Origin of the sequence: Paenibacillus sp. HJGM_3 (genome assembly GCF_045062745.1) — a bacterium.
Lineage (GTDB): Bacteria > Bacillota > Bacilli > Paenibacillales > NBRC-103111 > Paenibacillus_AA.
On sequence record NZ_JBJGED010000026.1, the window covers coordinates 73,549 to 99,652 of the forward strand.

22 protein-coding genes are annotated in these 26,104 nt (G+C 56.5%); 18 read left to right on the forward strand and 4 right to left on the reverse strand.

What is annotated here, in order from left to right:
- The first annotated feature begins 1 nt into the window (after position 1).
- From ACI5FR_RS24965 to ACI5FR_RS24975, 3 genes are read left to right on the forward strand one after another with little or no spacing between them, the layout of a single operon-like run.
- A complete protein-coding gene (locus ACI5FR_RS24965; RefSeq protein WP_405459445.1) occupies positions 2-721 on the forward strand; it encodes an ABC transporter ATP-binding protein in 720 nt (239 codons plus the stop codon).
- Entirely contained in the window at positions 718-1,899 is a 1,182-nt protein-coding gene (locus ACI5FR_RS24970; RefSeq protein WP_405459448.1) for an ABC transporter permease, read from the forward strand. Before ACI5FR_RS24965 ends, ACI5FR_RS24970 begins: the two co-directional genes overlap by 4 nt.
- 32 nt (positions 1,900-1,931) lie before the next feature.
- A complete protein-coding gene (locus ACI5FR_RS24975) occupies positions 1,932-4,022 on the forward strand; it encodes a hypothetical protein (RefSeq protein ID WP_405459450.1) in 2,091 nt (696 codons plus the stop codon).
- 93 nt (positions 4,023-4,115) lie between these two features.
- Here the strand turns inward: ACI5FR_RS24975 and ACI5FR_RS24980 are convergent, their stop codons facing one another.
- From ACI5FR_RS24980 to ACI5FR_RS24995, 4 genes are read right to left on the reverse strand one after another with little or no spacing between them, the layout of a single operon-like run.
- A complete protein-coding gene (locus ACI5FR_RS24980; protein WP_405459452.1) occupies positions 4,116-5,213 on the reverse strand; it encodes a GerAB/ArcD/ProY family transporter in 1,098 nt (365 codons plus the stop codon).
- The gene (locus tag ACI5FR_RS24985; RefSeq protein WP_405459454.1) at positions 5,200-5,481 is read right to left on the reverse strand and encodes a hypothetical protein; all 282 of its coding nucleotides are present in this window, start codon (positions 5,479-5,481) and stop codon (positions 5,200-5,202) included. The genes ACI5FR_RS24980 and ACI5FR_RS24985 overlap by 14 nt, the downstream gene beginning before the upstream one ends.
- 11 nt (positions 5,482-5,492) lie before the next feature.
- Positions 5,493-6,647: a Ger(x)C family spore germination protein gene (locus ACI5FR_RS24990; RefSeq protein ID WP_405459457.1), complete on the reverse strand. Its 1,155-nt coding sequence runs from the start codon at positions 6,645-6,647 to the stop codon at positions 5,493-5,495.
- Positions 6,644-8,137, reverse strand: coding sequence for a spore germination protein (locus ACI5FR_RS24995; RefSeq protein ID WP_405459460.1), 1,494 nt, complete (start codon positions 8,135-8,137; stop codon positions 6,644-6,646). Before ACI5FR_RS24995 ends, ACI5FR_RS24990 begins: the two co-directional genes overlap by 4 nt.
- Positions 8,138-8,336: 199 nt before the next feature.
- Here ACI5FR_RS24995 and ACI5FR_RS25000 point away from each other — a divergent pair, with 199 nt between their 5' ends.
- The 15 genes from ACI5FR_RS25000 to ACI5FR_RS25070 all read left to right on the forward strand — a co-directional run bounded on the left by ACI5FR_RS25000 (position 8,337) and on the right by ACI5FR_RS25070 (position 26,097).
- On the forward strand, positions 8,337-9,287 hold the full coding sequence (locus tag ACI5FR_RS25000) for a hypothetical protein (RefSeq protein ID WP_405459463.1): 951 nt from the start codon (positions 8,337-8,339) through the stop codon (positions 9,285-9,287).
- Between the two features lie 189 nt (positions 9,288-9,476).
- On the forward strand, positions 9,477-10,256 hold the full coding sequence (locus tag ACI5FR_RS25005) for a hypothetical protein (protein ID WP_405459465.1): 780 nt from the start codon (positions 9,477-9,479) through the stop codon (positions 10,254-10,256).
- 78 nt (positions 10,257-10,334) lie between these two features.
- Positions 10,335-11,729, forward strand: coding sequence for an MFS transporter (locus tag ACI5FR_RS25010; RefSeq protein ID WP_405459468.1), 1,395 nt, complete (start codon positions 10,335-10,337; stop codon positions 11,727-11,729).
- A gap of 16 nt (positions 11,730-11,745) precedes the next feature.
- Positions 11,746-12,144: an MmcQ/YjbR family DNA-binding protein gene (locus ACI5FR_RS25015; protein WP_405459471.1), complete on the forward strand. Its 399-nt coding sequence runs from the start codon at positions 11,746-11,748 to the stop codon at positions 12,142-12,144.
- A 75-nt stretch (positions 12,145-12,219) separates the two neighbouring features.
- Positions 12,220-13,593, forward strand: a complete 1,374-nt coding sequence (locus tag ACI5FR_RS25020) for an extracellular solute-binding protein (RefSeq protein ID WP_405459473.1) — start codon at positions 12,220-12,222, stop codon at positions 13,591-13,593.
- Positions 13,594-13,828: 235 nt separating this feature from the next.
- Positions 13,829-15,454 (forward strand): type 2 periplasmic-binding domain-containing protein, encoded by a 1,626-nt coding sequence (locus ACI5FR_RS25025; protein ID WP_405459475.1) that lies wholly within the window; start codon positions 13,829-13,831, stop codon positions 15,452-15,454.
- A 148-nt stretch (positions 15,455-15,602) separates the two neighbouring features.
- Positions 15,603-16,847 carry a lysophospholipid transporter LplT gene (gene lplT, locus ACI5FR_RS25030; protein WP_405459513.1) on the forward strand — a complete coding sequence of 415 codons (1,245 nt, stop codon included), beginning with the start codon at positions 15,603-15,605 and terminating at the stop codon, positions 16,845-16,847.
- Positions 16,848-16,978: 131 nt separating this feature from the next.
- Positions 16,979-17,356 (forward strand): NUDIX hydrolase, encoded by a 378-nt coding sequence (locus tag ACI5FR_RS25035; RefSeq protein WP_405459477.1) that lies wholly within the window; start codon positions 16,979-16,981, stop codon positions 17,354-17,356.
- A 51-nt stretch (positions 17,357-17,407) separates the two neighbouring features.
- Positions 17,408-17,929 (forward strand): hypothetical protein, encoded by a 522-nt coding sequence (locus ACI5FR_RS25040; RefSeq protein ID WP_405459480.1) that lies wholly within the window; start codon positions 17,408-17,410, stop codon positions 17,927-17,929.
- 577 nt (positions 17,930-18,506) lie between these two features.
- Complete coding sequence (locus tag ACI5FR_RS25045) at positions 18,507-20,201, forward strand: S-layer homology domain-containing protein (protein WP_405459482.1); 1,695 nt, start codon at positions 18,507-18,509, stop codon at positions 20,199-20,201.
- 177 nt (positions 20,202-20,378) lie between these two features.
- The gene (locus ACI5FR_RS25050) at positions 20,379-23,447 is read left to right on the forward strand and encodes a heparinase II/III domain-containing protein (protein WP_405459485.1); all 3,069 of its coding nucleotides are present in this window, start codon (positions 20,379-20,381) and stop codon (positions 23,445-23,447) included.
- Positions 23,448-23,532: 85 nt separating this feature from the next.
- Positions 23,533-24,402 (forward strand): protein-glutamine gamma-glutamyltransferase, encoded by an 870-nt coding sequence (locus tag ACI5FR_RS25055; protein WP_405459486.1) that lies wholly within the window; start codon positions 23,533-23,535, stop codon positions 24,400-24,402.
- Positions 24,403-24,558: 156 nt separating this feature from the next.
- Entirely contained in the window at positions 24,559-25,458 is a 900-nt protein-coding gene (locus ACI5FR_RS25060) for a class I SAM-dependent methyltransferase (protein ID WP_405459489.1), read from the forward strand.
- On the forward strand, positions 25,455-25,988 hold the full coding sequence (locus tag ACI5FR_RS25065; RefSeq protein WP_405459491.1) for a GNAT family N-acetyltransferase: 534 nt from the start codon (positions 25,455-25,457) through the stop codon (positions 25,986-25,988). The genes ACI5FR_RS25060 and ACI5FR_RS25065 overlap by 4 nt, the downstream gene beginning before the upstream one ends.
- Entirely contained in the window at positions 25,963-26,097 is a 135-nt protein-coding gene (locus ACI5FR_RS25070) for a hypothetical protein (RefSeq protein WP_405459493.1), read from the forward strand. Before ACI5FR_RS25065 ends, ACI5FR_RS25070 begins: the two co-directional genes overlap by 26 nt.
- Positions 26,098-26,104: the final 7 nt, after the last annotated feature.

The following is a 26,104-nucleotide window of genomic DNA, read 5'->3' on the forward strand; positions in this document are numbered from 1 at the left end:
GATGAACATGATTGAGCTGAACAACATCAGCAAAGTGTATGGCCGGGGGTCGGCGCTCGTCCCGATCCTCCAGGAGGTGTCGCTCTCGATCGAAGCCGGCGAGTTCGTCGCCATCGTAGGCCCGAGCGGCTCGGGCAAATCGACGATGATGAATATGATCGGCCTGCTCGATACGCCTACGGAAGGCACGTACCTTCTCGACGGGGTTGCGACCGAGAAGCTGTCCGACAGTCAGCTGGCGCGGCTGCGGAATGAGAAGATCGGCTTCATCTTCCAGCAGTTCAATCTGCTGCCCCGTCTATCGGCGGTCGAGAACGTGGAGCTTCCGCTTATCTATGCCGGCATGGGCAAGCGCGACCGGCGGGAGAGGGCAGCCCATGTGCTGGAGTCGCTCGGGATGGGCGAACGTCTCGGCCACCGGCCGAGCCAGCTGTCCGGCGGCCAGCAGCAGCGCGTCGCGATCGCCCGCGCGCTGGCGGTGGCCCCGTCGCTCCTCCTCGCGGACGAGCCGACCGGCGCTCTGGATTCTCGCACCGGCATCGAGGTGCTGGAGCTCATCATGGAGCTGAACGAGCAGGGCAACACGATCGTCCTCATCACCCACGATCTGCATATCGCCGAGCATGCGAAGCGGATCGTGTCCATCCGCGACGGCCGCATCGCCGGAGATAAGCCGCATACGCCCCGCATCGCCCCGTCGGGTCAGGAGGTGCTCGTATGAGCCTCGTGGAGCTCCTCATCATGGCGTTGCGCACGATTACGGCGAAGCCGCTGCGCACGCTGCTGACGATGCTCGGCGTCATTATCGGCGTCGGCTCCGTCGTCACGTTGGTCGCGATCGGACAAGGTACGTCCGCGCAGATCGAGAAACAATATGAAGGGCTCGGCACGAATCTGATCGTGGCCAATCTGAACGGCAACGGCCGCGCGACGCAGATCAACTATGACAATCTGATGCAGCTCGAGATTTTGCCGGAGATCGATACGATCGCGCCTGTCGTGTCCAAGGCCGGGGCGACGGTGAAGGCCGAGCGCGAATCGGACACGTCCTTCTCGGTCATCGGGACGAACGACCGGTACATGTCGGTCATGAAGCTGAGCGTCGCGGAAGGACGGTTCCTCGTCCCGGCAGACCAGGACTTTCGCAATCAGGTCGCGGTCATCGGCAGCGAGGCGGCCAAGACGCTGTTCGGCTTGGGCAACCCGATCGGCCAAGAGCTCCACATAGACGGAGTCGTCTACGAAGTTGTCGGTGTACTTAAGGAGAAAGGGTCCAACACGAATGGGACTTCGGCTGACAGCTCGATCATCGTCCCGCTGTCGGCGGCGACGAGGGCGAGCAAGATGGGCAGCATCCGGACCGCCTACCTGGAAGCGCCGACAAAGGATGACGTCGCGACGGCCCAAGCGACGATCACCCAATATTTAACGTACCAGTTCAAAAACGAGAACGGTTTCCGCATCCAGAATCAGGACGAATTGATCAAAGCGAAGAAGGAAGCCTCGAGCACCCTTACGAATCAGCTGATCAGCGTGGCGTGCATCTCGCTGCTCGTAGGCGGCATCGGGATCATGAACATCATGCTCGTAACCGTCAGCGAGCGCACTAGGGAGATCGGCATCCGCAAGTCGATCGGAGCGAGACGCCTGCATATCCTGCTGCAGTTCCTCGCCGAGGCGATGGTGATCAGCGGACTTGGCGGGATACTCGGGCTCGCCTTGGGTGTGGGCGCGGCTTGGCTATGGCCGCTAATGAACCCAACTCAACCGACGGTCGTTTCGCTCAATATCGGCTTGTATGCACTCGGCTTCTCCGTGCTCGTCGGCATCGTGTTCGGGCTGTACCCGGCGAATCAGGCTTCGCGTCTCAAGCCGATCGACGCGCTTCGATTCGATTAATCCACCCATCATGAGAAGGAGGTCGTCACCCCTTGACCCCACAATTGAACCGCCCGGGGCGCAGGCGCTCGCGCCGCAACACGTTCCTGCTGCTCATCGCGTCCCTGCTCACCTTGGTGATCGCCGCTCCATTCGCGTACGCGTGGCCGGAAGGCGTCTACATCAATGGCTCCACCTACTTCACCTTGGAGCAGGTGTCGTATTCGACCGGGACCGACAGCGGCTTGCTCAAGTTCAACCTGCGGTTGCACAACGGCAGCAGCCAGGATGTGGACTTCAACTATTACGGGGCCCGCGTCACCGATTCGCAAGGCCGGAGCTTCACGGCTACACAAGTAGGCAAAGTCAACGCGCGTGTGCAGCCGGGCAAGGAGCAGACGTTCGCCTTCACTGCGAGGACAGCCAGCGGGCTGAAGGCCGGCGATATGAAGGTAACGCTATTCCAATGGGATTACAGCTTGCCGAATTACATGCGGGATCTAGGCGCACTATCGGTAGCAGCCGCGATCCAGGAAGCGGGTAATACCGCTACGTCAGAAACGACTGTGGATCTCTCGCTCGCGGATGCCTCGCTGAATACGGGTACGTCCGTGTCGTTCCGGCTGGAAGAGAGCTACATGGTGCATCAGACAAGCGGCTGGAATACGTACACGGACTTGACATTGACGAATTCGGGCAGTGCGTCGGTCAAACTTCCGGCCGGCTTGAAGTACAGGCTGACGAATGCGGAAGGGCAGCTGTTCGCCGCTACCGTCGTGCAGGGCGGCGATCAGCCGATCCTGCCGGGCGCGAGCCGCCAGCTGATCGTGCAGGCGGCCGTATCCGAGGAATCGCAAGCGAGCGCGTTCTGGAACCTCGACCTGTACAAGGAAGACGCCGGCAGCGAGACACTGCTCGGCTCATTGGGTCTCGCGAACAGTTCGCATGTGCTTCCCATCGGCACGGAGAAGCAGCTGTCCGGCACGGACGGTACGAAGCCGCTCGCTGCCGCGGTAGAGTCTTCTACGGTAACGAAGCAAGGCGATCAAGTGCTCGTGCAGGCTTCTGTACGCGTCAGCAATAAGAGCTCGAGGTTGGTTGCCCTTCCGGCCTATGGCGGGCAAGTGCAGTTGAAGTCCGTCGGGCTGTCCGCCGCCGCCGCAGTATCGGGCAGCACGCCCGCTTATTTGTCACCCAATGCCTCTACGATGCTCAGCTATTACGCGGTGATGCCGGCCGGCATTCCGGAAGACCAGCTCCAGTTCGTGCTTCTGGAGCCGACGGCGAAAGATGCCAATGGTACGGGGCAGACGTTGCCGGTTCTGATGACGGACTTGTCGAATGCCACCCCACAGCAGGGTGTCGTCGGGGCGGCCTATACAGTCGGCGAGCCATTGAAGCTGCAGCCGAGTCAACTGGTGAACGATCACCTCGATACGGCGCTGATGGATTTCCGCCTCTACGAGAACGTAGCGAACGGCTACAAGACGGCGGTGGCGAAATTCAAACTGACCAATACGGGAACCTCGACCATTGCGATGCCGGAATGGAGCACGGAGCTCATCGGCGAGGACGGCCTCGTCTACTCCGGCAGCGTCATAAAGCCCGGCTCCCAAGAAGTCGCTCCGAATACGAGCTACATGCTCACCTTCACCTATTTGGTGCCGAACGCTACGGAAGGACAGACGTATACGATCCATTTGTACGACGGCAAGACGGCAGCTCCGGTCAAGCTGACGCTCGGCGCTTTCAAGACCGCTCTCCTGGCGGACGAGGAAGACCGGCACTACAGCCTGTACCCGTATGGGGCGATCATCAACGATTTCAGCTTGTTCTACGCGTTCTTGAATAAAACCTACACCTTCCAGTTCCGGGTCGACCTCGACTTGGTCAAGAAGGAGCAGCTTTTGGTTGACGCAGCAACTTCCACGCTGCAGTTCGACCTGGTCGACGCGGACGGCAATCCCGTCGCTACACAGACACTCGCCTTCAATGCGATCAAGAACGGCTCGACATCGATCAAGTTCACGAACGATCAACTGAGCGAGTTCAGCAATGTGTACCATATTCTCGTGTACGATGTGATCGAGAACGGCACGGGCTCCTTGAGACGCTTGCTGGCCGATCTGAAGGCGGAAAACTAGAAAAAGAGAGCTGTACCAATCAGAGGAGATTCACATATGAGGTGGGAGAAGGGAGCGCGAGCTCCCTTTTTCCATGGATGTAAGCCACTGACTTTATTCGGATTTGGCAGACCGCTTGATGAATTGTGCGGCAACCGCCACGAAGATAAGCGTCAAGCTCACCGTGAACGTCACCAGCGGCCAAGTCAAGAGCACCTCTCCGAATTCCGCTTCATTCTGAACGAGGACAAGCGACAAGACGAACCCGAGCAAGGCCAGAGGATACACGAGCAGGCCGTCCTCCTTCAGCTTCAGCAGCCGCGTAAGGGCCGTATTCAACGCGAACAGTGTGATCGTTGCCTTCATGTAGGAACCGGCCATCATCGACATGCCGATAATGGATTCTCCACGCTCGATGATTTCTTGAATGCTGATCTGCCGGGAAAGCACGAACAACGGATATTGATATTCGTTGGTTATCGGCCCCAGCGTCATAATGGTACATCCGGAAATCATCGCAATGATCAGCCAATTGAGCAGAAAGGCGAGCACGATCGGCTTGCTCCCGGTCTCCCCCTGTTTCGGCCGCATATAAGCGAATAGGAATGTGAAGACCAGGAAGTCTCCGTAAATGAAACCGCCGGTCTCATAAACGCTATGGAATACCGGCTTGATGCCATTGGGCAGTATCGGAAGCAGGTAGTTCAAATGGTAATTCTTCAGAGCTAATAACAGCACGAGGACGATGACGCCGACTAGAAGGAAGCTCATCATTGTGAACATGCGAGCCATGACAACCACTCCGGCCCGTACGGTCAGAGCGGAGACCAGGGCGATGAGCCCGTTGAAAACATAAACCGGCGTATCGCGCATCATGGTCGTTGTAAAGAAGGCTCCGATCGAGAAATAAATATAACCTTGCAGCAAAATCATAAACAGGACGAACGGGACCATTAAGAGGACCGTCAAGGTATAGCCTATCGTTTCGATCCCGCCTTCGATCACCGATTGTCCGTGAAACCGCCGGCGGATATAGAGCATGACGCTTAGTTGCAGGCTTCCGTAGAGCCCGGCCACGAGCCAGGCGATCCAGAACGCGTTCCCCGATTGCGCCATAAGGGTGGACGGAATGAACAGAATTGTGGAGCCCGTTGTGCTGACGAGCAGCAGGGCGGCCGTTTGCTGCGGGGATATGGTATCATATGCTCCCACTCGAATCCCCCGCTTTCTCGTTCTCAGGTTCTTTTGCTTTGAGTACGGCGTCAATAGCGGAAGCGGGCTTCAGAAAAACGAGGGAGACCGCGTGATTCAAGTTCGGCAACGGCCGCATCAAGACGAAGCTGGACGCGGTATACATGGCATACAGGATGACTACGATGTAGCACGTTCGGGCAATGGCGGTACCGCGTCTAAGCCTCTTCCAGTCAGAAATCACTACTATGGCGAGCGCGAGCAAACTAATTAGAAGTCTTACTCCCATTGTTCTCTCTCCTAACTGCCGTAAGGCTTGGGCTTCGTGATTCCCGTGTTCGTCATGCGAATATCGATCTTGTAGTCGAAGGTCGCTTCCGATAGCCGTTTTCCCCAAGTGCTCTTCCATTTCCGCCACACATCCGGATGCTGGCGGTACACGGCATCGCCGATATTGAGCAAATCCAATTGCCGGCTCTGCATCAGGGCTATCGTTTTGCGGAACTCCTGCTCCAGCATATCGGTAATCTCTTGCTTGACCCGGGCTTCATCGCTTACACTGCGGACTGTCGAGCACTGCAGCTCTCCATAACCGCCTGTCAAGATTACATGGAGCTTGACCGCCACCGTCTCTTTTTGAATCTTGATCTTGGCGGAGCTGACGACGTTCACATGCTCGAAAGTGTCTTTCCGGTTGGCCGGATCTCCTTCGCATGGGAATGCCAGAACCCCGCGTTCATATTCATTCCGCAGCATCAAGACATATTTGGCGCTTTCCGCCGGAAGCTCCGGTTTGATCATGGAATAATTTTTGAATACGGCAACTCCATTCATCGTCACCGGTTCACTCTCTCCCCGGGCCGGCACCATATAGGGCAGCAGGGCGATCCCGGTCTGATTTTTTAGGGCGATTGCGGTTTGAAGCAAATTCAACTCCCTCGTCATCCCATTGAACCGTTTGGACGATTGGATGATTTCGCGAAGCTGCTGCCCGATTGTACTCTCGATATAAGGCTTGCGATTCAAATACTCGCCGGCCGGTCCCTTCGTAATCGCGACCAGTGCGGTTTCGGTAGGCTCGTGATCCCGCAGAAAGTAATCGATGATCCCCTTTATTTTTTGATGGGTAGCCATCTCATCGCTGATTAGAATGATGCGTATATGCCCCCACTGGGCCGTACGGCCGAGTTCATTGGAGATGTTCGAAATCGCAACGGAGATGTTGTCGCCCTCCGTACGAATGTTGAAGCTTTCCGTAGGTCTCCGCGTCCCTTCCAACCCGCCGCCTCCGCCCGGCTTGTAGAAGTGGGTCGTTAACCGAACCCGGTTATGCTCCGCCGGATCGATCGCTACGGCCTGTACGAATGCCCATTGCGTCAGCTCGTATTTATTCCAGCACCCGGTCAAGCTGAGCAGAGCGCCAATGGTGAAAATCCAGGATGCCCATCGGTTCATCGGACGCCCCCCGGTCGTTGCCGGGATTTCCGCAGCATCGATCGAATCGGGGCGCGTACCAACAACTCGTTCACCATTCGTCTGAAGTCGAGAGGCGCGAAACCGGTCAAATACGCTTGAGAGAGCGACTTCAGCTTAGTCAGATGCAGCAAAAGGAGGAAATAGGCGATCATGAGGCCGAAACCGCCCAATGTAGCCGCCATGATCATCAGCGGGAACCTAAGGACACGCAAGGCGATGGCCAAGTTGTACTGAGGCATGGCGAAGGATGCGATCCCCGTCAACGCCACGATGATGACCATGATCGGGGAGGCAATCTTGGCTTGGATGGCCGCTTGCCCGATTACGAGGGCCCCCACTATGCTCACGGCCGAACCGATCGGCCGGGGAAGCCGGATCCCCGCTTCCCGGAGCAGCTCGAAGAAAAATTCCATCAGCAGGGCTTCGACGAACGCAGGAAACGGAATTTTCTCCCTCGTATCCAGAATCGCCAGCAGCAATACCGTAGGAATAAGCTCCGTATGGAATGTCGACAGTGCGATATACAGACTGGGCAGCGTAATGGCCATGACGAAGGCGATTAAGCGCAGCCAGCGGATGAGCGTCGAGAAGACCGTTCGCTGGTAGAAGTCCTCGCTGGTGGAGAAAAAGTCGATGAACAGACCTGGGCAGATCATGACCGTAGGTGATCCCTGAACAAACATGATGATCTTGCCCGTCAACAGAGCCGAAGTCACTACATCAGGCCGTTCCGTATAGCGGACCTGCGGGAATGGTGAATAAACCGACGGCTCGACCCATTCCTCCAGATAAGTCGTGTCTAGAATATCCTTATCCTCAATGGAGCTTAACCGCTTTTCGAACAGATTCAAATCATCCGGGCACACTATATCGCTTATATAGCCATAAACAATTTCGCGGCGGCAATTCGGTCCGGCGTTCAACAGCTTGAACTTGAGCCTCGGCGTCTTGATCAAGGCGCGAATCAGGCCTATATTCGTCTTCAAATCCTCGATCGTGCTGTTGTGAGGACCGAACACGACCGGCTCCATCGTCGGCTCCGAGACGCTTCTCGTCTCAACGCCCGGCATCTCGCAGCTGATCGCATGGTCCCAGCCGTCGATCAGGATAATGATGTGGCCGTCGGTCAAATTTCGGACCACCTGATCGACCGAGTCCAGAATCTGGACGGTATGGGAGGACACGCCGGAGGAATCGAAAAATCGGGAAATTTTGTCGGGCGTTAAATCGGCATCCAAGGCACCCTTAAGCGGCGACAAATCTTGAAACAGCGCCTGTGTATATGTGGTTCGATAGTTTTGCGACAGTGTATTAAGCAGGAACCCGCATGCCGAATACTCCAGATCGGGACCATAGCTCCACTCTTTCACGGTGAAATCATGGCAATCGGCGAAGATTTCTTCAAGACGCGCGCGGGCTTCCCGTACGTTTGGCGAGATGGGTTCAGGGGCTGAGTGAGTAGTGGACATAGCATGGGATTCCTTTCCATCCAAGTGCTTTTAGTATTCCTTAACATGGAAATCTTATGCCCAATGCAGCTTGCACAACTTTCAGCTAACTCTCAGCTGACATTTATCCTCTCTTCAGGTAGAGTTAAGGTAGATTTCATCTTGCGGGGATAAACTGCGCTTACGAGGAAAAATAATCCAAACCCTAGGAGAGATGGTCATGAAGATGATCAACAAAAAAGTACTTACGACGACGATTGCGGCAACGGTATTGTTAGGCGGCGGAGCGATCGGGCTGCTGCAGTCCGATGCCTTCGCCGACGAGCCGACGGCAACGGCGACGCCTTCGAAACCGGCCGATTCCGATACCGCGAAGAAGGAGAAAGCTCTGCATGAACGGCATCTAACAGAGTTCAAGACCAAGTTCAACTTCAAGGAAGGCAACTTGTTGAAGGAAACCGCCACCATCCTGGGTCTGGATGAAAAGGCGCTTGTCGAAAAGCTGAAAGCCGGCCAGACGCTGTCGGAAATCGCCCAGGCCGCAGGCGTGAGCGAAGCGGATCTGCTGCAAAAGCTGACCGACGCTGCAACGAAGAAGCTCGACGAAGCGGTAGCGGCCGGTAAGCTCACGCAAGAGCAAGCGGATAAGATGAAGGCCGACCTCTCCGCCAAGCTGAAGGAAGGCATTACGACCAAAGGCATCCCATTCGGCCCGGGGCCGGGTATGGGCGGTCCGGGTCATCCCGGGAAGCCTGGATTCGATCATGGCTTCGGCTTCGGGCGTGGCGGGATGGGCTTCGGCGTGTTCGGCAACGAGGAGCAGCTCGCTACGATTCTCGGCATGACGAAGGAAGAGCTAAAGGCAGCTCGTGACGCCGGCAAGTCGCTCGCCGAGATCGCGCAAGAAAAAGGCATCACGGAAGAAGCGCTGATCGGCAAGCTGAAGGACGCGATGACCGACGGGCTGAAAAAGTTCGTGGAGAGCAAGCCGCAGTCGAAGCCCGAGCTGAAAGAGAAAGCGCAGGAGTTAAAGGAGAAGGCTCAGGATCTGAAGCAGAAGCTTCAGCAGCGCCGCGATTCCAAAGACGGGCAGCCGCAGCAATCGCCCCAACCGGCGCCGCAGCAGCAAAAATGGAAGCCTTCCGCTTCTACGTCCGTCAGCAACACCTAATTGAATAATGGTTTCCCCGCGCCGTGAGCCTATTGAGCTTGCGGCGTTTTTGTATGCCTGATTTTCCATTCTCAGCAAACTCTCAGCTGGGCTTCATGTGCTTTTCATGTTCGTTTAAGCTCGGATTCAGACTGCCTGGTTATACTGCAATTGTAAGACGATCCCTACATAAAAAGGAGAGATTCTCTAATGAAAATGCTTAGCAAAAAAATGCTTACGACCACTTTGGCGGCTTCCGTCATCCTAGGGGGAGGCATTGCCGGCCTGCTGCAATCCAAAGCTTTCGCCGATGACACAACGTCTACCGATACGTCCACACCTGCAGTAGAACAGAAAGGCGAGTTCAAGCACATCAAAGACGAATTCCGTAAGCAGGGAATGGGCGACTTCCGTATCGATGAGGACGTGCTAGCTTCTGCTATTGGCATCACCAAAGAGGATCTGAGTTCGCAACTGAAGGCCGGCAAGTCAGTAGTCGATATTGCCAACGCAAACGGTACAAGCCCGGAAAGCCTTACCATAACCGTACGATCCGTTATTACTTCGCGGATTGACAATGCCGTGAGCAACGGCAAACTCTCGACGGTTCAAGCGGATGCCGCGCGGGCCAAGCTGGAAAACCAACTGTCCCAACTTGCATCGGGTACTATTGAATTCGGCAAAGACCCAGGGAAAGGCGACAAAGGACGCGGAGGCAAATTCGGCTTGTTCGGAAATGAGGAGCAGCTCACTACAATTCTGGGTGTGACCAAGGAAGAGCTCAAAACCGCGCTGCAGTCGGGCCAATCGCTGGCCGAAATCGCCCAGAGCAAAGGGATCTCCGAAGACGACCTGATCGCCAAGCTCAAAGACGGCATGACCGACAGCCTGAAAAAAATGGTGCAAGCCAAACGCCAGCCGCATGAAAAAGCGCAAGACGGCACCGCGTCCGAAACGCCGGCCGCATCCACGGAGGAAACGAATTCTTAATCAAAAGCCTGTAACTTGAGAACCGCTCATCCTGAGCGGTTCTTTCTGTGGTACAATCATCCGGGAGAGGTGAGAAGATTGTCATCGCAGAACGGAAACAAATGGGGAATCTTGCAAATCATCAATATGGGTACTTTGATCTCCACACTCGATGTGGGCATCGTGAACGTTTCGCTGCCCATTATGGCGGAGCAGTTCGATGTATCGCTAGCACGCATCGGGTGGGTGTCCACCATCTACTTGCTCACGATGGTCGTGCTGCTGCCGTTCCTCGGCAAGCTCTCGGACCGCATGGAGCGGCGGAAGGTGTACAGCGCCGGCTTCCTCGTGTTCGGCGTCGGGTCGCTCGCGATCGCTATATCGCAAGGCTTCGTCGCGCTGCTGCTGGCCCGGTGCCTCCAGGGGGTGGGCGCGACGATGATCATGGCGAACAGCCAGGCGATGGTGCGCCAAGTGTTCCCGGATCACGAGCGCGGCCGGGCGCTCGGCATCAACGCGGTCGTCATCTCGATCGGCACGTTGTCGGGACCGGCGCTAGGCGGGCTGTTGCTCGAGTTCATCGACTGGACGTGGCTGTTCTGGATCAACGTGCCGATCGCGCTGACCGCCTCCGCGCTGGGCATCCGTTGGTTCCCGCGGGGGAAGAGCGAGTCGGCCCGGACGCCGTTCGACTTCGCGGGCGCCTTCCTGCTGGGCGCCGGCGCGTGTCTGCTCATGCTGGCCGCCGAATCCGCGCGGCAGCCGTCCGGTTATTCCGCGGCCACCTGGGTGGAAGGAGGCGCGGGTATCCTCCTCTTGGTCGCGCTGTGGTTGCAGGGGCGCCGGATCGACTACGGCATCATAGACAGGGAGCTGTTCAGCAGGCGAACCGTCTGGCAAGGCAACTTGAGCTCGCTCCTGATCAATTTGGCGCAGACCGCTACCCTTATTCCGATTACGTTCTACTTGCATACCCAGCTCGGTTACAGCGCTTGGGCGACAGGAGCGCTGCTCATCCTGCAGCCGCTCGCGATGGGAATCGTCGCCCCGTTCGCCGGCTGGTTCCGCGACAAGTACAGCGGCACGTTCCCCATCGCAGCGGGAGCGCTCTGCTGCGGCGTATCGATGCTCTTCGTCGTGCTGCTCCCTACGGTAGGAGCGCTTGCATTCAGCCTGCAGCTGGCGCTGTTCGGCATCGGCATGGGCTTGTTCCATGCGACGAACAATGCCGAGGTTATGAGCGCCGCTCCCGCATCGAAGAGCAGCCTGGCGGGGAGCCTGCTGGCACTCGTCCGCTATCTGGGACAGATCGCGGGAATCGGCATGGCGACGCTCATGGTCGGCACGATGGGAGCGACCGGCGATACGGCGGATAGCTTCGGCGTCCCGCTGCGCATCTTGTTCGGTCTCTGCGGTCTGGTCTGTCTGGCTGTCGCCTGGTCGGGACGGAAGGCCGCGAAGCCATCTGCCGTAAGTCAATCTGCCAAGGGTTAAGTAAGGAGGAATCGCGATGAGTCATGTGGATGTGATCATGTCCAAGGAAGGCAGACGCATGCTGGAGAACGTCCGTAGAATCGTCAAGAAGCTGCCGGAGGTTGAGGAAGTGATCGACGGCTTCGGCCACACCGTGATCCGCGTACGCAACAAATCGTTCATTTTCCTCGGCGGGAGCCTGGAGAGCGGCCCGGTGATCTCGATCAAAGCAACGAAAGAAATGCAGCAGTTCCTGATTGGGCAACAGCAAGGGACCTTCTGGAAGACGCCCTACATCGGCCAGCACGGCTGGGTGTCGACCTATGCGGCGGCACCGGACAGCTGGACCGAACTGGAGCCCCTCATCGTAGAAGGCTATTGTCTGGCAGCTCCCAAAAGCTTGGTCAAGGAAGTAAGAACAATGTATGAACAATGATGGATGATTTTTCGAGAACAGTATGGTATAACTAGCGTATTAGCCTCATTACGCCGGTTCAAAGGAAGATTGAGATTGAATAGACCTGATCGTGTGACCTTCCATAAGAGGTTGGAGGAAATGCTGGCCGAGCTGAAAGCCGATATCGTGTCCGGAGCGCTCGGGCCTGGAGATTTGCTGCCGCCGGAGCTCGAGCTGACGAAGCGCTTCCGGCTGAGCCGCAATTCAATCCGTCACGCGCTCGAGGTGCTGCGCCAGGACGGATACATCGAGAAAGTGCCGAATGTCGGCAGCCGGGTGCTCGAGATGGAGAAACCGATTCTCGTGAACGTCAAGTTCGGCGTATACCGGTCTGTTCTGCGCGATATGGCGCTAGAGACGCTGATCGAGGCGTACAACAAAACCAAGCCTCACGTACACATCCAGCTTGTGCTCCTGCCCTCGGAGGACTACTGCGATACGGTTCAGTCCTATATGGATCATGACATGCTGGATCTGCTCACCGTCAACAACAAGCATTTCCTCTTGTTTCAAGAGCGGGGCATGCTTGGCGACTTGTTCCAGCCGCTCGAGCCCAATCCGGACGCCTATCCGTTTTTGACGCAGATGTTCATGGAAGAGGAGCGGCTGTTCGTGCAGCCGCTCACGTTCTCGCCCGTCGTTTTGTGCTACAACAAGAAGCATTTCGCGGAAGCAGGCTTGGCGGAGCCGGACAGCAGCTGGAAGTGGGATCAATTGGTCCGTGCGGCCAAACGGCTGTCCCAGGACAAGGCACGCTTCGGATTTTACTATTTCGTTCTGTCGGAAAACCGGTGGTCGGTCTTCCTGCTCCAGAACGGCGTCCGCATGGAACGGAACGAAGACGGGGCGCTGAAGCTCGATCAGCCCGATCTTATCCGCGGCTTGGAGTTTGCACGCGAGCTGCTCTACAGCCAGACGGACGCGCCGGTATTCCTGTTGGACAGCGAGAACGATGCCGAGCTGCTGTTCAAAGAAGAGAAGGCGTCGATGATCATGACGACGTACTACAACCTGAACCTGCTGCACGACTGCGACTTTCCGTTCGACATCGCTCCGCTCCCGTATGCCGGCCAATTCAAGACGCTGCTGCTGAATATCGGAGCCGCGGTGAATAAGCGCTCCAAGGTCAAGGACGAGGCACTCGCCTTCCTGCAATACTTGTCTGGCGAAACCGGGCAGAGGCTGCTGGGCCGGCATGCGTACAGCCTGCCCAGCTCCAAGACCGCAGCAGAAGCGGAGAGCGATCGTCATACGCAGCATGTGTCGCGGTTCAAGCTGTTTCGCGAAATCATCCCGAGCTTCGAGACGTATGAGGCGCTGAACATGCGGCCCTCCGAATTCGACCTGTTCCGCAGGGAGCTGAAGCTGTATTGGGCCAAGCTGGAGTCGCTGGAGCAGTTCCGGCAGCGGATTCAGCCATTATTGTAAACAAGTTGTCCATCCGAAGGGGAGCGGTACGGCGCCGCTTCTTTTTTTTGTCGTTGACAGCGGTTTCATTTATCGTTTATGATTCAAATAGACAATATATGAACAATATGTGGCCAACCCATCTAAGCTAATTCTCCTCGTACGATTGGCGGTTGGAGGTGATCGCGACCTATTCATCATTAGCATGCATGAACGGGCAATCTCGAGCTTGATCAAATTATGGGAGGTCATCGTTTTGAACAGATGGAAGCCATTGACATGCCTCAGCCTGGTCTCGGTGCTTGTCTTCGCCGGCTGCAGCAGCTCTACGGACGGAGCGAAACCGACCGCCACGAACGCCCCGACGACCAGCACCGCCAGCCCTGCTGCGTCACAAGCCCCCCAACGGGAGAAACTAACCCTTAGCTTTATGACCGCCGTACCTACCAATACGTCCAGTTTGCCTGCGGGGGACAAAGATTTCATCCGCAAGGCGATTGAAGAGAAATTCAATGTCGAGATCAAAATGGACTACAGCGTGATGGGCGAAGAATTCTCGACTAAGCTCAATGTAAAGCTGAGTACGGGCGACGCACCGGATATGTTCCACGCCGAAGGGGCCAAGACGACCAAATATATTCTCGACGGCGCCGTCGCGGATCTATCCAAGTATGTAACGCCTCAGACGATGCCGAATTATTTCAAATGGGTGACCCCCGAAGAGCTTAAGCGCTACGAAGTTCAGAACAAATTTATGCGGGCTCCGGTACCGTTCGAGCGAAATCAATACCATGCTTATTATGTGCGGAAGGATTGGCTGGATAAGCTGGGGCTGAAGGTGCCGACGAATTACGACGAAATGATCAACGTTATGAAGGCGTTCACATTCAACGATCCCGACGGCAACGGCAAAAACGACACGTACGGTTTCACCACCTCCGGCAGCGGGCAGAATGTGTCCCGGGAATTCCCGGAATGGTTCAAGCACGGCTTCGGCGCCGGTCTGCTGATTGACAAGGACAACAACTTTATCGATACGGGCTCGAACCAGCGAACCGGCAAAATCATTGACGACATCCGCAAGACGCTCGATCTGAAAGTCGTCGATCCCGACTGGTTCCTGAACAAAGCCGGCGAGCATCTGAACAAGGTCCAGCAAGGGAAAGTCGGGATTTTCTACAGCGGCAGCCGGGATATCGCGTTCGATAACTCGGGCGCAAGCATACTGAAAAAGACGAGAGAGGTTACGGGCAACCCGAAGGCGGATTTCGTCGCATTCCACATCGCAGGAGATACGCCGGTATCGTACGCTACGCTCCCGGGCTTGCCTTTCCTGATCAATGCCAAGACGCCGGAAAACAAAATCAAGCGTATTATGGAAATTTTCGATTGGCTCGCTTCTCCGGAAGGCTTCCTGCTCGCGAATTACGGGAAGGAGGGCGTTCACTACAAGAAGGAAGGCAACAAAATTACGCTCATTCCGGATGCCTTCAAGAAAGACATTGTCGATAACGGCAATTTCACGGATGTATGGGGCAGCGTGTTCAGCTTCGGGGTGAAGGACCCGTCTGCGATCGGCCTGCAATTCATTGACCCGCGCGAGACGGACCATGACCGGGCCATACTGGACGTATTCAAAAAGAACAAGTACTACGTGCTGGGTACGAATGTCGCTCCACCGGCCGGACTCGACTTGGGTGCGTTCCGCAAGCAAATGAACCTGTACTTGGCAAAAGTGCTGTTCGAGGAAAAGGATGCAAGCAACTGGCCGAAGTATTCGCAAGAAATTTATACGACCTACAAAGGCAAGGAGATCTTCGACGGGTATGCCGAACAAGCCTCTACGGCGCTGCAGAAGAAGATCACGTTCAAGATGGACTAAAGTAAGCTTTGACGTATGCCGAAATGGCCTTCATCCTCGGGGATGGAGGCCTTTTTGTGGGTTTTAGTTGGCTTGCCCCCACAGGAAATGGTAATCTAGAGCAGTGGAATAGAGAGAGAAGAGGGAGAGGAAGCGATACGGGTTGTCGATGTCGAAGCTGCGCCAATGGTTATCTCCGCTGAATGCCGTGGTGTTGACCCAATTTCTTAGTTCGTTTTCGGACAATTTGAACTTTTTCTTGATCGTAGGTATGGTTAAACGGCAAGGCGTGGCGAATCCGGAAGGGACCGTCGCTTACATCCAAATCGCTTTCCTATGCGCGTACGTGCTTCTCGCGCCGATCGTCGGGGCGTTCGCCGACAAGAAGGCGAAGGCGCATGTGCTGCTGCTCGGCAATATCCTGAAGGCAGCCGGCATCGCCCTGCTGCTGCTTGGGGTGTCGCCGGTACTCTGCTACTTGCTCGTCGGGATCGGGGCGGTCGTCTACTCGCCGGGCAAGTACGGCATTTTGTCCGAGCTTACGACGACGGAGAGCGAGCTGCTGCGGGCGAATGCCAAGGTGGAGGGCTCGACCATTCTTGCCATTCTGCTGGGAACGGTATGCGGAGGGCTGCTCGCGCAAAACTCGGACCTGCCCGCCATTCTCGTCTGCCTAGCCGTGTATGTGCTCTCGATTGTCATGACGTTCCTCGTGCCCGCACGAGCGGGCGACGCGTCTATCCGATACGGGCGCGCGGCGCTGCAGTTTTTTCAGGATTGCAAGGTGCTCCTGACCAACCCGCGCGGCCGGTTCTCGCTCATCGGCACCGGCGCATTCTGGCTGACGGCCGCGGTGCTGCGGATCGCTCTCATCGCCTGGCTGCCGATCAACCTCGGCATCACGGATACCGATCAGCAGTCGCTCATAATCGGCGTAACCGCGATGGGCGTCGTGGCCAGCGCCTTCGTCACCCCGCGCTGGGTGCCGGAAGGGCGGCTGCACCGGGCGTTCTTCTTCGGCGTGCTGATGCTCGCAACTGTGATGATAGCCACGTTCACGTACTACTTGTGGCTGACGGTTACGCTGCTCTTCTTCACCGGCTTGTTCGGTGGGACGTTCGTCATTCCGCTCAACACGATGCTGCAGGAGGAAGGCAAGTGGAGCGTCGGCTCCGGCAAGACGATCGCCGTACAAAACTTTTCAGAAAACGTGTTGACGGTCACCGGGCTCACGATCTACCTGATGATGACGGAGGCCGGAGTGTCCGTGAATTGGTCGGTCATCGGGATCGGCGTCGTGCTGATGCTCTTCATCGCCTACTTGGCGACACAGCTCGGAGCGATTAAGCGGGCCGCGATCGAATTCGAGCGGAGCCACGGGCATCAGGAACGATTGGAACGCAAAAATGCTTAAGTTGAACGACCGTTCGGAAATTGTCCGGACGGTCTTTTCATTTAGAGGATTTCAAGGCCGGATCGCGAATACAAAAAACGACACCGTTCGCGGTTCTCCCCTATCTCCATTTAGAAAGAAGATGATTCACTTTGAGTAAGCCTACGTACGGGATTTCCGAAGCCATTGTGATCCAGGACAATCGAGTGCTGATGGTGAAACAGCGTGTCAAGCGGGGAGACGTCGTCTGGAACTTCCCAGGAGGCGGCATTGAGCCGGGGGAGACGCCTGAGGAGGCTTGCATTCGCGAACTGAAAGAAGAAACCGGTTACACGATTCGTGTCCTTCGACTCCTGCAGGAACGGGTAGGCAAATATACATATATGGCGGAAATCATCGGCGGGGAGCTGCGGTGCGATCCGGGGGTTGCGGGGAATGAGGATTTAATGGGCGCAGCCTGGGTCGGTCTGGACGAGACGGATCGATTCGATTCCATAACCCGCCCGATTCTCCAGTTGATACGAGCATAATGGAGACGGGGCATCGTCTCTACCTTACGACAGAGAGGTGGCTGGTCGGCATTGTTCCTGATTGAGGCGGTTCAGCAGTTCATCGAAGCATTCAGCACCTACTTCTCTTATATGTTGTTGTTCCTCATCTCGGTTCCGATCGCGATCGTCCGGTCGTATCAGACCTTGTTCAGGGAACGGTTAACCAAGTGGTGGCAATTCGCTCTGGAAGTCGTGGTAGAGGCGGTGAGGCTCGTCCAATACGTCATCGTGCTGGCTAAGGGAACGGATATTGCCCTAAGCAGCCTGCTGGAATCAGGATCGGCCTGGGGCGAGATGTTTGCGGGCATCCGCATGCTCCGCCAGTCGGAAGCGATCTGGGAATTTATCGGTTTCTTGATTATTTTCTTGCTCTATAATGCGGTATTGAAGGCGGTATTCAGGCAATCGTTCGTGGCCGCCCTAATGAGCAAGTTTTCCTGGTCCCGCTTCGAGGCCCCTGCGATGCAAGCCGCCGCTCTCATCGCCATCAAGAACTTGTTCCTGATCCCCGTCAGCGTCATTTATATTTTTCAGATCTTGCATTTCATCTAATCCGTGACGTTCAATCAAATGTGTACGGCCGTCTCAACCGCATCCACTGCGAGAGGGACGGTTTTTTTTGTCGAAATGGGCTTTTGAGCCTGCCGGGTGATTTTGTCGAACCGGGACATTGCGAAAAAGCGGATTTTTGATAAACCGGAGTCGAAATGGAGGATCCTGGAATTCCAAACCCCTTGCGGGACGTGCGCTCTCGGCGGTTTCAGACCGGCGTCTATCTATCAATAATTCTTATTAGACCTCGAAATCTACCTCCGACCAAAGTCTCAATTAAATTTTACCGCGCAACTTCACCCCTTAAACTTTCGTCCAATGTTATAGATATTTTAATGAAAACATCTGTTTTTGCGTGGTTCATGAGCAAGTGATGGGGGTAATTACGCTATATTGCCTGATTGTTGAATAGAAATTCTTTCGAAAGTTACAAGATGTAACATTTCTAGGGGATTATCAAAATTCACCATATTATTTGTCATCGATACCCATAAAATACCACCGTATAACGAATGTTTATAATTATGTGCCTGGCTTTTGGAATGCATTTTTAATGGGAAAGGAGGTGAGAGAAAGAATGAACAAAGCAAATTCTCCCGACGCGAATGCGAAAAAACATGAATCTCCCCTGGAAAGGAGCTGGTTCAGCTTGCTGAACAAAGCGATGTTAAGAAAGACGTCTACCTTGCTCGCTGCGGTGATGATCATTTCGATGCTCGTCCCCGTCCTCGCATTCGCTGGACAAGCCTGGTTTAAGGATGTGAAGTTCAACTGGGATGGGACCGTAACCGGCGAAGTGTATTTCGATTCCAAGCCGGCAGTAACGGAAAGCGTCTATCTGAATGTGTACTCGAATAACAACTTATTTTACAAGCACTCGGTAAGTACGGTGACGTACAACACCTATAGCAATGGGCATTATTACTACAAGTTCGACTTCTCCGTCACGGAAACTACATATAAAGAGATTACTCTACAAACACTCGTGAACGACGAGGAGTGGGGCGATCCTTTAACAGTGCCTAGGGGCTCCGCTCCCCCGTCAACCGGATGTCCGCCTTACTGCGGTGGCTGGGGTGGAGGTGGCGGCGGTGGTTCAACCACACCGGGCAGCACGATTGACGTGACGAACGGCACCGTCGACAGCGACACGCTGAAGAAGTCGTTAGCCGACCACACCAACGTAACGCTGAACGTCAAAGGCGACAGTGTGCAAATCCCGGCTTCCGCCCTGATCGATGCGATCAAGAAGGAAGGCGCGACGATTACGATCGTGGGAGTGAACGGTACATACATCCTCCCGCTGTCGGTTCTGGACCTCGATGCACTGGCCAAGGAGCTCGGCGTCGACGTAAAGGATCTGAAGATTAACGTGAAGATCTCTCTGGTAACGGGAACGGTAGCCAGCGACATCGCCAAAGCGATCGATGATCTGGATGCCGATTCGGTCACAGACCCGGTTGAGTTCACCCTAACCGCCGAAGGTAATGGCAAGACGGTGAACATCGACTCGTTCGGCGACACGTACGTATCCCGCTTGCTGACGCTGAAGAGCAAGCCGACGAAACCGGCAACCGGCGTCGTGTATGACCCGGTCAGCCACAAGATCAGCTTCGTCCCAAGCACCACGTCCGAGAAGGACGGGAAGACGATCGCCGAGATCAAGCGGAACTCGAACAGCATCTATACGGTGATTGAGCTCGACAAAACGTTCGATGACGTTCAAGGCCACTGGTCGCAATCCTATGTGGATATGCTCGCCAGCAAGCTGATCGTCGACGGTGTAACCGACACGAAGTTCGAGCCGGACCGCAGCATTACGCGCGCGGAATTCGCCGCCTTGCTCGTGCGCTCGCTTGGCATCACTACGGTGACGGGAGCGACGTACTTCAATGACGTGCCGAAGGGCGAATGGTACACCGACATAGTAGCCGCAGCCGCTCAATCCAAGCTGATCGAGGGCTACGAAGACGGCACGTTCCGTCCGAACAACTCGATTACGCGTGAAGAACTCGCCGCGATGGTCGTTCGCGCCCTCCGCTATGCGGGTGTGAACGTCGAAGTGGATTCTGCCAAACAAGCTCAGCTGCTGTCGGCCTGGAGCGATTCGAACCGAATCATCTGGGGACATAAAGAGGTCGCAGCCGCACTGGAGGCCGGTATCGTGAACGGGATGACCGACACGACGCTAGGCACCGATCAGAACGCGACCCGCGCCCAATCGGCGACGATGCTGAAGCGGTTTTTGCAAAAAGCGAATTTCATCAACTAACCCTTGAAGGAATCGCGATAGAGCCATAAACGAGGAACTTGCCCAGGTTGGCTTCGGCTGACAGGGGCAAGTTTTTTTATGCGGGCTATTTCGTTTTGTTGTAGACAGGGGCGGCGGCAAGGATCATAATGAGGGGAGATACAGGTTCAATACAAGGTTGATCTAGGAGGCGCGTGCATGGAGCATGTGAAGCGAAGATCCACGTATTACACGGAAGCGAAGGTCAGGGCGGCAAGAGCCAATGTGCAGAAGTACGATTGGGCGGGTGCAGCGCGCGATAAGGCTGTTGCTTATGCGGAGCGGATCGTAGAGAAGGGGATGGATTACGTCTGGGAGCTCGTACCCTCTCAGCAGCTGCCGCGCAGCTATCAAACGAACCAAATCCTCGGCAATCTCAGTCCGCTGTCCGACGCGCCGCCGAGCGATAACCCGCTGAATAAGCTGGGCAACTATCCGTGGAAAGCCGATCCGCTGAGCGTGCCATGGAAGCTGACCGACCCGACAAGCGGGTATTCGTTCCCGACGAACGATTTTGGCGCCTACTACCGAAGCGGCTTGGATGCAAAAGGGGAATTCGATCCGGGCCTCGCGGACCGCACGCTTCTCGTCAATACGCTGTATCCGGAAAAAGGGGAGCAGTGGGGCGTCGATGACGGCTTCGGCTGGGTGGATCCGGTGAGCGGCTATCGGTATACGTTCATTGCGTATTACACGCATTGGTTCCTCTGGTTCGGGGCGGAGGCGATCATTCTCCGCAGCCTTATCGCCTTGCGGGATGCTTACCTGTTTACAGGGGAGGCCAAGTATGCCCGGTTCGGAGCGGTCCTGCTCGACCGTCTCGCCGATATTTATCCGACCATGGACGTTTCCCGTCATGATGCCAAAGTGTACTTGAACTCGCATGGAGGCTCGGGCCGGGGCAAGACGGTAGGCTGCATCTGGGAGACGAGTACCGCGAAGACCCTCGTCAGTGCCTATGACGCGTTCTTCCCAGCCCTCGAGGATCCGGAGCTGATCCGCTTCTTGCAGCAGAAGAGTGAACGGTACGGACTGTCCCCGAAGTTTTCGGCTTCGCTGATCGCGGCCAACATGGAGAACGGCCTGCTCCGCGAGACGTACGAAGGGTTCCGCGCGGCGGACATCCGCGGGAACAACGGCTTCCATCAGAGTGCGCTCGCCTTCGCAGCCGTCGTGCTTGACTCGGACCCGGAGACGAAGCAGTGGCTCGACTTCACGTTCCAGGCCGGCGGCTACGAGCGCAATCCGGACCGGCTGACAGGCGGCAACGTGTGGAACACCCTCGTTAACGATGTGGACCGGGACGGTCACGGCGATGAGGCGGCCCCCGGGTACAATCGGCTCTGGCTCAGCACATACCTCCAAGTCGCCGACGTGCTGGAAGGGTACGACCGGTACCCGGATGCGGATCTGTACGAGCATGTGAAGTTTCGCAAAATGTTCCATAGCGTCTACCCCGTCACGATGTTGGGACGCGACACGGCGCAGATCGGGGACACCGGCAAGACCGGCAACCCGGGCACGCTTTTGAATCTGGAGGAATCGGTGCTCGCGTTCCGAAAGTACGGCGATCCGGTGTTCGCGCAGATCGCCTATACGCTTAACGGGAACAGCGCGTCCGGCTTGCACAGCTCGATCTTCACCGACGAACCGGAGCGGATTGCGGCCGACATTGAGCAGGCGGTGGCGCTACATGGGCGTTTCGAGCTCGGCGGCACGAACTTGACCGGCTACGGCTTTGCAGCGCTGCGCGACGGTGAGGCGGCCGCAGGCACGCTCCGCGACGTGTGGCTGTATTACGGCCGCAACGGCGGCCATGGCCATCGGGATACGCTGAACATCGGCCTGCATGCGTACGGACTCGATTTGCTCCCTGATCTCGGGTATCCCGAGCAGGCGAATGCGATGGACCGGCACCGCAAGGAGTGGGTGCTGAACGTCATCAGCCATAACACCGTCCTCGTAGACCGGGAGAAGACGAAGCTGCACGTCGTTGGCCGGCCGAATCATTACGACTCCGGCGGGCTCGTCCAGCTCATCGATGTGGAAGCCCCGCATGTGTATCCGCAGACCGACCAGTATCGGCGTACGACGGCAATGATCCGCGTCGATGCCGAGCGGTTCTATGCCGTCGACTTGTTCCGGGTGCGCGGCGGAACGGAGCACCACTTCAGCTTCCATAGCGCGGAAGGGACGGTCGCGACGGAAGGACTGACGCTTGAGGCTCAGAACGGAGGCACGTATGCGGGACCCGATATCGCCTTCGGGGTCAAGCCGGAGTGGGACGGCGACAATGCGCCCGCGGCGGAGTACAACGGGTCCGGCTTCCACTGGTTGAGGAACGTGGAACGGGCAATCGGACCGGAGGGCCCGTTCAGCGTCGATTGGAACGTCCGCGACACGTGGGACGTATACGGCCGCGGGTCCGGAGCCGACACCGATGTACATCTGCGGCTCACGATGCTGAACGCGGTCGACGAGGTCGCCCTCGCCGACGGGGTGCCGCCCCGGAACAAGCTGGGCAACCCGGCCGAGCTTCGCTATATGATTGCTCATCGCGACGGACGAGGGAAGTCGCTGGACAGCTTGTTCGTGTCCGTCCTGGAGCCGTATCGCGTTGATCGGCACATTCGCTCCATCGAGACGGTTTCGGTCACAACGGACGGCATGCCTGTGCCGGAGCAAGAAGCCCGCGCGATCCGGGTGCAGCTCGCAAACGGTCGAACGGATTATATTGTATACGCCCGGAACCAGGAAGCCGGCTATATGGTGGACGGCCGGATCGCGTTCAGCGGCTTTTTCGGCCTGTATGCCGAGCAGGATGGACGGGTCGTGCACCGTTATGTTCATGACGGTACGGTGATTGGTCCGGCCCATGATAGTCGGGCAACAGGTCCGGGGCGGGTGGAAGGGGCTGTCGTCGATTTTACGAAGGAGATGTCCGCGCACAACTATGTCGACGTCCGCTTCGACACAACCGTTACCAGTCTCGAGCCCCTTCAGCGGGCGATGATCTACATCGAGCATGCTGAGAACCGCAATGCGGTCTACACGATCCGGGGCGCCGAAGCGCTGGAAGATGCCGGCACATACCGCCTCGATCTCGGCGATGTGACGCTTATCCACCGGTACAAGAACAATGCGGACCCGGCGGAAGGCTATGTGTACGACGTTGCCGCCGGTGCCAAGTTCTACATTCCTTTGTCGCCATCTTTCACTTCCGTGTGATCTAGCCGCATCAGTAGCCGAATGCGGGCGGGTGTCATACTATGGGTAGTAGCACCACTACACCGCATGGAAGGCTGGTTGTACGATGATCCTTATTGCCGGAGCCCCGGCTCCGATCGATACTTCATCCCTGTCGGTAACGGAGAAAGTGATATTGGAGGAGAAGCAGCGTTCTCCGGTTACGTATCAATATGCTTCACCTGAAGAGCTTCTGTTCGAGCTCCGGCTTCGAACCGCGACGGTGCGGGCGGCGCTTGACCTGGGCCGGAGCGGGGCCGTCTTCGCCACATTGCGCAAATCGAAGGCGAACCCGAAGTACTGGATCCGCACGCCGATGGGCGGCTTCCAGCAACGGCCGGGTGTTGCTTCCTCGGACGCGATTCGCGATATTTTCATCAATGGCCGCATGTACGGGTTCGAATGCGCCTCGGCGGTCGTCATCATTATTTACAAAGGGGTTCTCGATATGCTCGGCGACGCCATATTCAGCCGACATTTCAACAACCTGCTCCTCATGACTACGAACGCCGACCGGAATTTGGGGCTAAGGACGATTAAAACGAGTACGGAGATGTACCCCGGGGATGTGCTCTATTTCAGTAACCCGGACTACAACCGGGAGACGCCCGAGTGGAGCGGAGAGAATGTCATTCTGGTCGGACCGAACGCGTACTTCGGTCACGGGATCGGCGTCAAGCCGGGGGAGGGCATTATAGCTGACCTGAACCGGCTTCGCCGCCGTTGGGCGCTTCGCTCCGCTTACCTGATGGACCAGACGACGTTCCCGAATTTCAGCTATCTGTACAATTTGTCGATCAGCAATCCGGCGGCGTCGTTCTATCACCGGTCCGATGCGAAACCGCTCGCTGCTGCTGCGGGTGCGGAGGGCGCAGCCGGTCCAGTCATTCGGATTCGTGCGCAGGCGAGCCCGGATTCGGCCGTTCCTTTCTCGTAATACCCGCCTCTGCCTAAGCCGTATGCTCTTGAGGGAGCATGCGGCTATTTTCTTATCGATGCACCGGAAAAATCGTTATACCGAATTTTCACCTGTACAGGTATTGCAACTCTGATGTATGTTCGTAGCACTGAGGCTGAGAACGGGGGATGGACATTGGAGACACCGCATTGGGACGATAAAATCGGGTATTTGGAAAAAACGCGCGGGCTATTGTTCAATTCGGACTACTGGTCCTTTCTGGTGGGTCACGTATGGAGGCTGGGCGGAAGACCGATCGAGGTGGTGGATTTCGGCTGCGGGTACGGGGATGTCGGACTAAAGCTTCTTCCCCTGCTGGCCGAAGGCTCCCGCTACATTGGGATTGATAAAGGTCCGCTGCTGATCGAGAAGGCGAGGGAGCGGTTTGGCGGGCTGCCTTATCGATCCGAGTTCCAACTAGCCGATCTGGACGAGCTGCAGGGACAGAGCGAAGCCGACGTTGCCATTTGCCAGGCGGTGCTGCTCCATATGCCGGAACCGCTGAACGTGCTGCGCACGATGATGAGCTTCGTCAAACCGGGAGGACTGGTAATCTGCATCGAGCCGCACTGGAATTCAAGCATGGCGAATTTGTACTATGAGGGTTTGGAACCGACGAATACATTCGCCTTAGGTATTTTACAAAAGCTCTATCACCTCGATAAAACCCGTACCGGCAAAGACGGCAATATCGGCGTTAAGTTATCTGTGTACATGAGCGGGATAGGACTGGTTGGGGTGGAGTGCCGAGTAAGCGACCGGGTCAACTACTTGCATTCCCGTTTGCCGGATGGGGATCGGGCGGACTTGTATGCCTCCTTATCCGAGGACGGCCTCGGCCGGGTGGTCGCGGATAAAGAGTTGTACGTGTCCGGCCTTGTGGAGCGTGGGTTAACGCTGGAGGAGGCGGAGCAGCTGTACCGCTCGGAGAAAAGCATGACCGAGTATTTTCGGGTGCAAGGGGTGTCCCTTTCCGCTTTGTTTGCCCCGACGATGATGATTACATACGGCACGGTGCCGGAGTCGAGAGGATGAGGCAAATGGGAAACATGACGCTTGAGCTTGCGGCGTTCGAGGAGAAAACGGTGATGCGGCAGCTGTTGTCGTTGTACAAATATGATTTTACCGACTACTTGCCTGACGATATTAATGAGCACGGCCTGTTCGAATACAAATACTTGGACCATTACTGGACCGAAACAGGCCGGTTTCCGTTCTTCCTTAGAGTGGACGGCCGGCTGGCTGGACTTGCATTGGTGAGACGGTTCGAGAGCGGGGATCAACCATACGCTTATGACATGGCTGAATTTTTCGTTATGCGCAAGTATCGCCGAAGCGGGCTGGGGCGCTCAGCAGCCGTTGAGCTGTTCGATCGATTTCCTGGGCGATGGACCGTGCGGCAAGTGGAAACGAATGTACCCTCCCAAGCGTTCTGGCGGAACGTGATTCGCAGTTATACGGGAGGGAGCTATGAGGAGATTCGGAGGGAGGATTGGGACGGACCGATCCAAACCTTCGTCAGCGGAGGGAGGAGTGCCGATGGAGCTGATCCGGCGCGGACTTAGCTTTCCTGAAGACCGGGAAGTCGTGTTGGACTTCCACTGCGAGGTCAATTATGCATGCGACAGCGAGTGGGCGAGGAGGACCGATTATGCCGTCTATAGGCAAAAATGACGATCCA

What these genes read in the sequence shown, in the direction of transcription:
- ACI5FR_RS24965 (WP_405459445.1), top strand. Translation starts at nt 2, where the DNA reads ATGAACATGATTGAGCTGAACAACATCAGCAAAGTGTATGGCCGGGGG.
- ACI5FR_RS24970 (WP_405459448.1), top strand. Translation starts at nt 718, where the DNA reads ATGAGCCTCGTGGAGCTCCTCATCATGGCGTTGCGCACGATTACGGCG.
- ACI5FR_RS24985 (WP_405459454.1), bottom strand. Translation starts at nt 5,481, where the DNA reads ATGGGAGTAAGACTTCTAATTAGTTTGCTCGCGCTCGCCATAGTAGTG.
- ACI5FR_RS24990 (WP_405459457.1), bottom strand. Translation starts at nt 6,647, where the DNA reads ATGAACCGATGGGCATCCTGGATTTTCACCATTGGCGCTCTGCTCAGC.
- ACI5FR_RS24995 (WP_405459460.1), bottom strand. Translation starts at nt 8,137, where the DNA reads ATGTCCACTACTCACTCAGCCCCTGAACCCATCTCGCCAAACGTACGG.
- ACI5FR_RS25000 (WP_405459463.1), top strand. Translation starts at nt 8,337, where the DNA reads ATGAAGATGATCAACAAAAAAGTACTTACGACGACGATTGCGGCAACG.
- ACI5FR_RS25005 (WP_405459465.1), top strand. Translation starts at nt 9,477, where the DNA reads ATGAAAATGCTTAGCAAAAAAATGCTTACGACCACTTTGGCGGCTTCC.
- ACI5FR_RS25015 (WP_405459471.1), top strand. Translation starts at nt 11,746, where the DNA reads ATGAGTCATGTGGATGTGATCATGTCCAAGGAAGGCAGACGCATGCTG.
- lplT (WP_405459513.1), top strand. Translation starts at nt 15,603, where the DNA reads ATGTCGAAGCTGCGCCAATGGTTATCTCCGCTGAATGCCGTGGTGTTG.
- ACI5FR_RS25045 (WP_405459482.1), top strand. Translation starts at nt 18,507, where the DNA reads ATGAACAAAGCAAATTCTCCCGACGCGAATGCGAAAAAACATGAATCT.
- ACI5FR_RS25050 (WP_405459485.1), top strand. Translation starts at nt 20,379, where the DNA reads ATGGAGCATGTGAAGCGAAGATCCACGTATTACACGGAAGCGAAGGTC.
- ACI5FR_RS25055 (WP_405459486.1), top strand. Translation starts at nt 23,533, where the DNA reads ATGATCCTTATTGCCGGAGCCCCGGCTCCGATCGATACTTCATCCCTG.
- ACI5FR_RS25065 (WP_405459491.1), top strand. Translation starts at nt 25,455, where the DNA reads ATGAGGCAAATGGGAAACATGACGCTTGAGCTTGCGGCGTTCGAGGAG.
- ACI5FR_RS25070 (WP_405459493.1), top strand. Translation starts at nt 25,963, where the DNA reads ATGGAGCTGATCCGGCGCGGACTTAGCTTTCCTGAAGACCGGGAAGTC.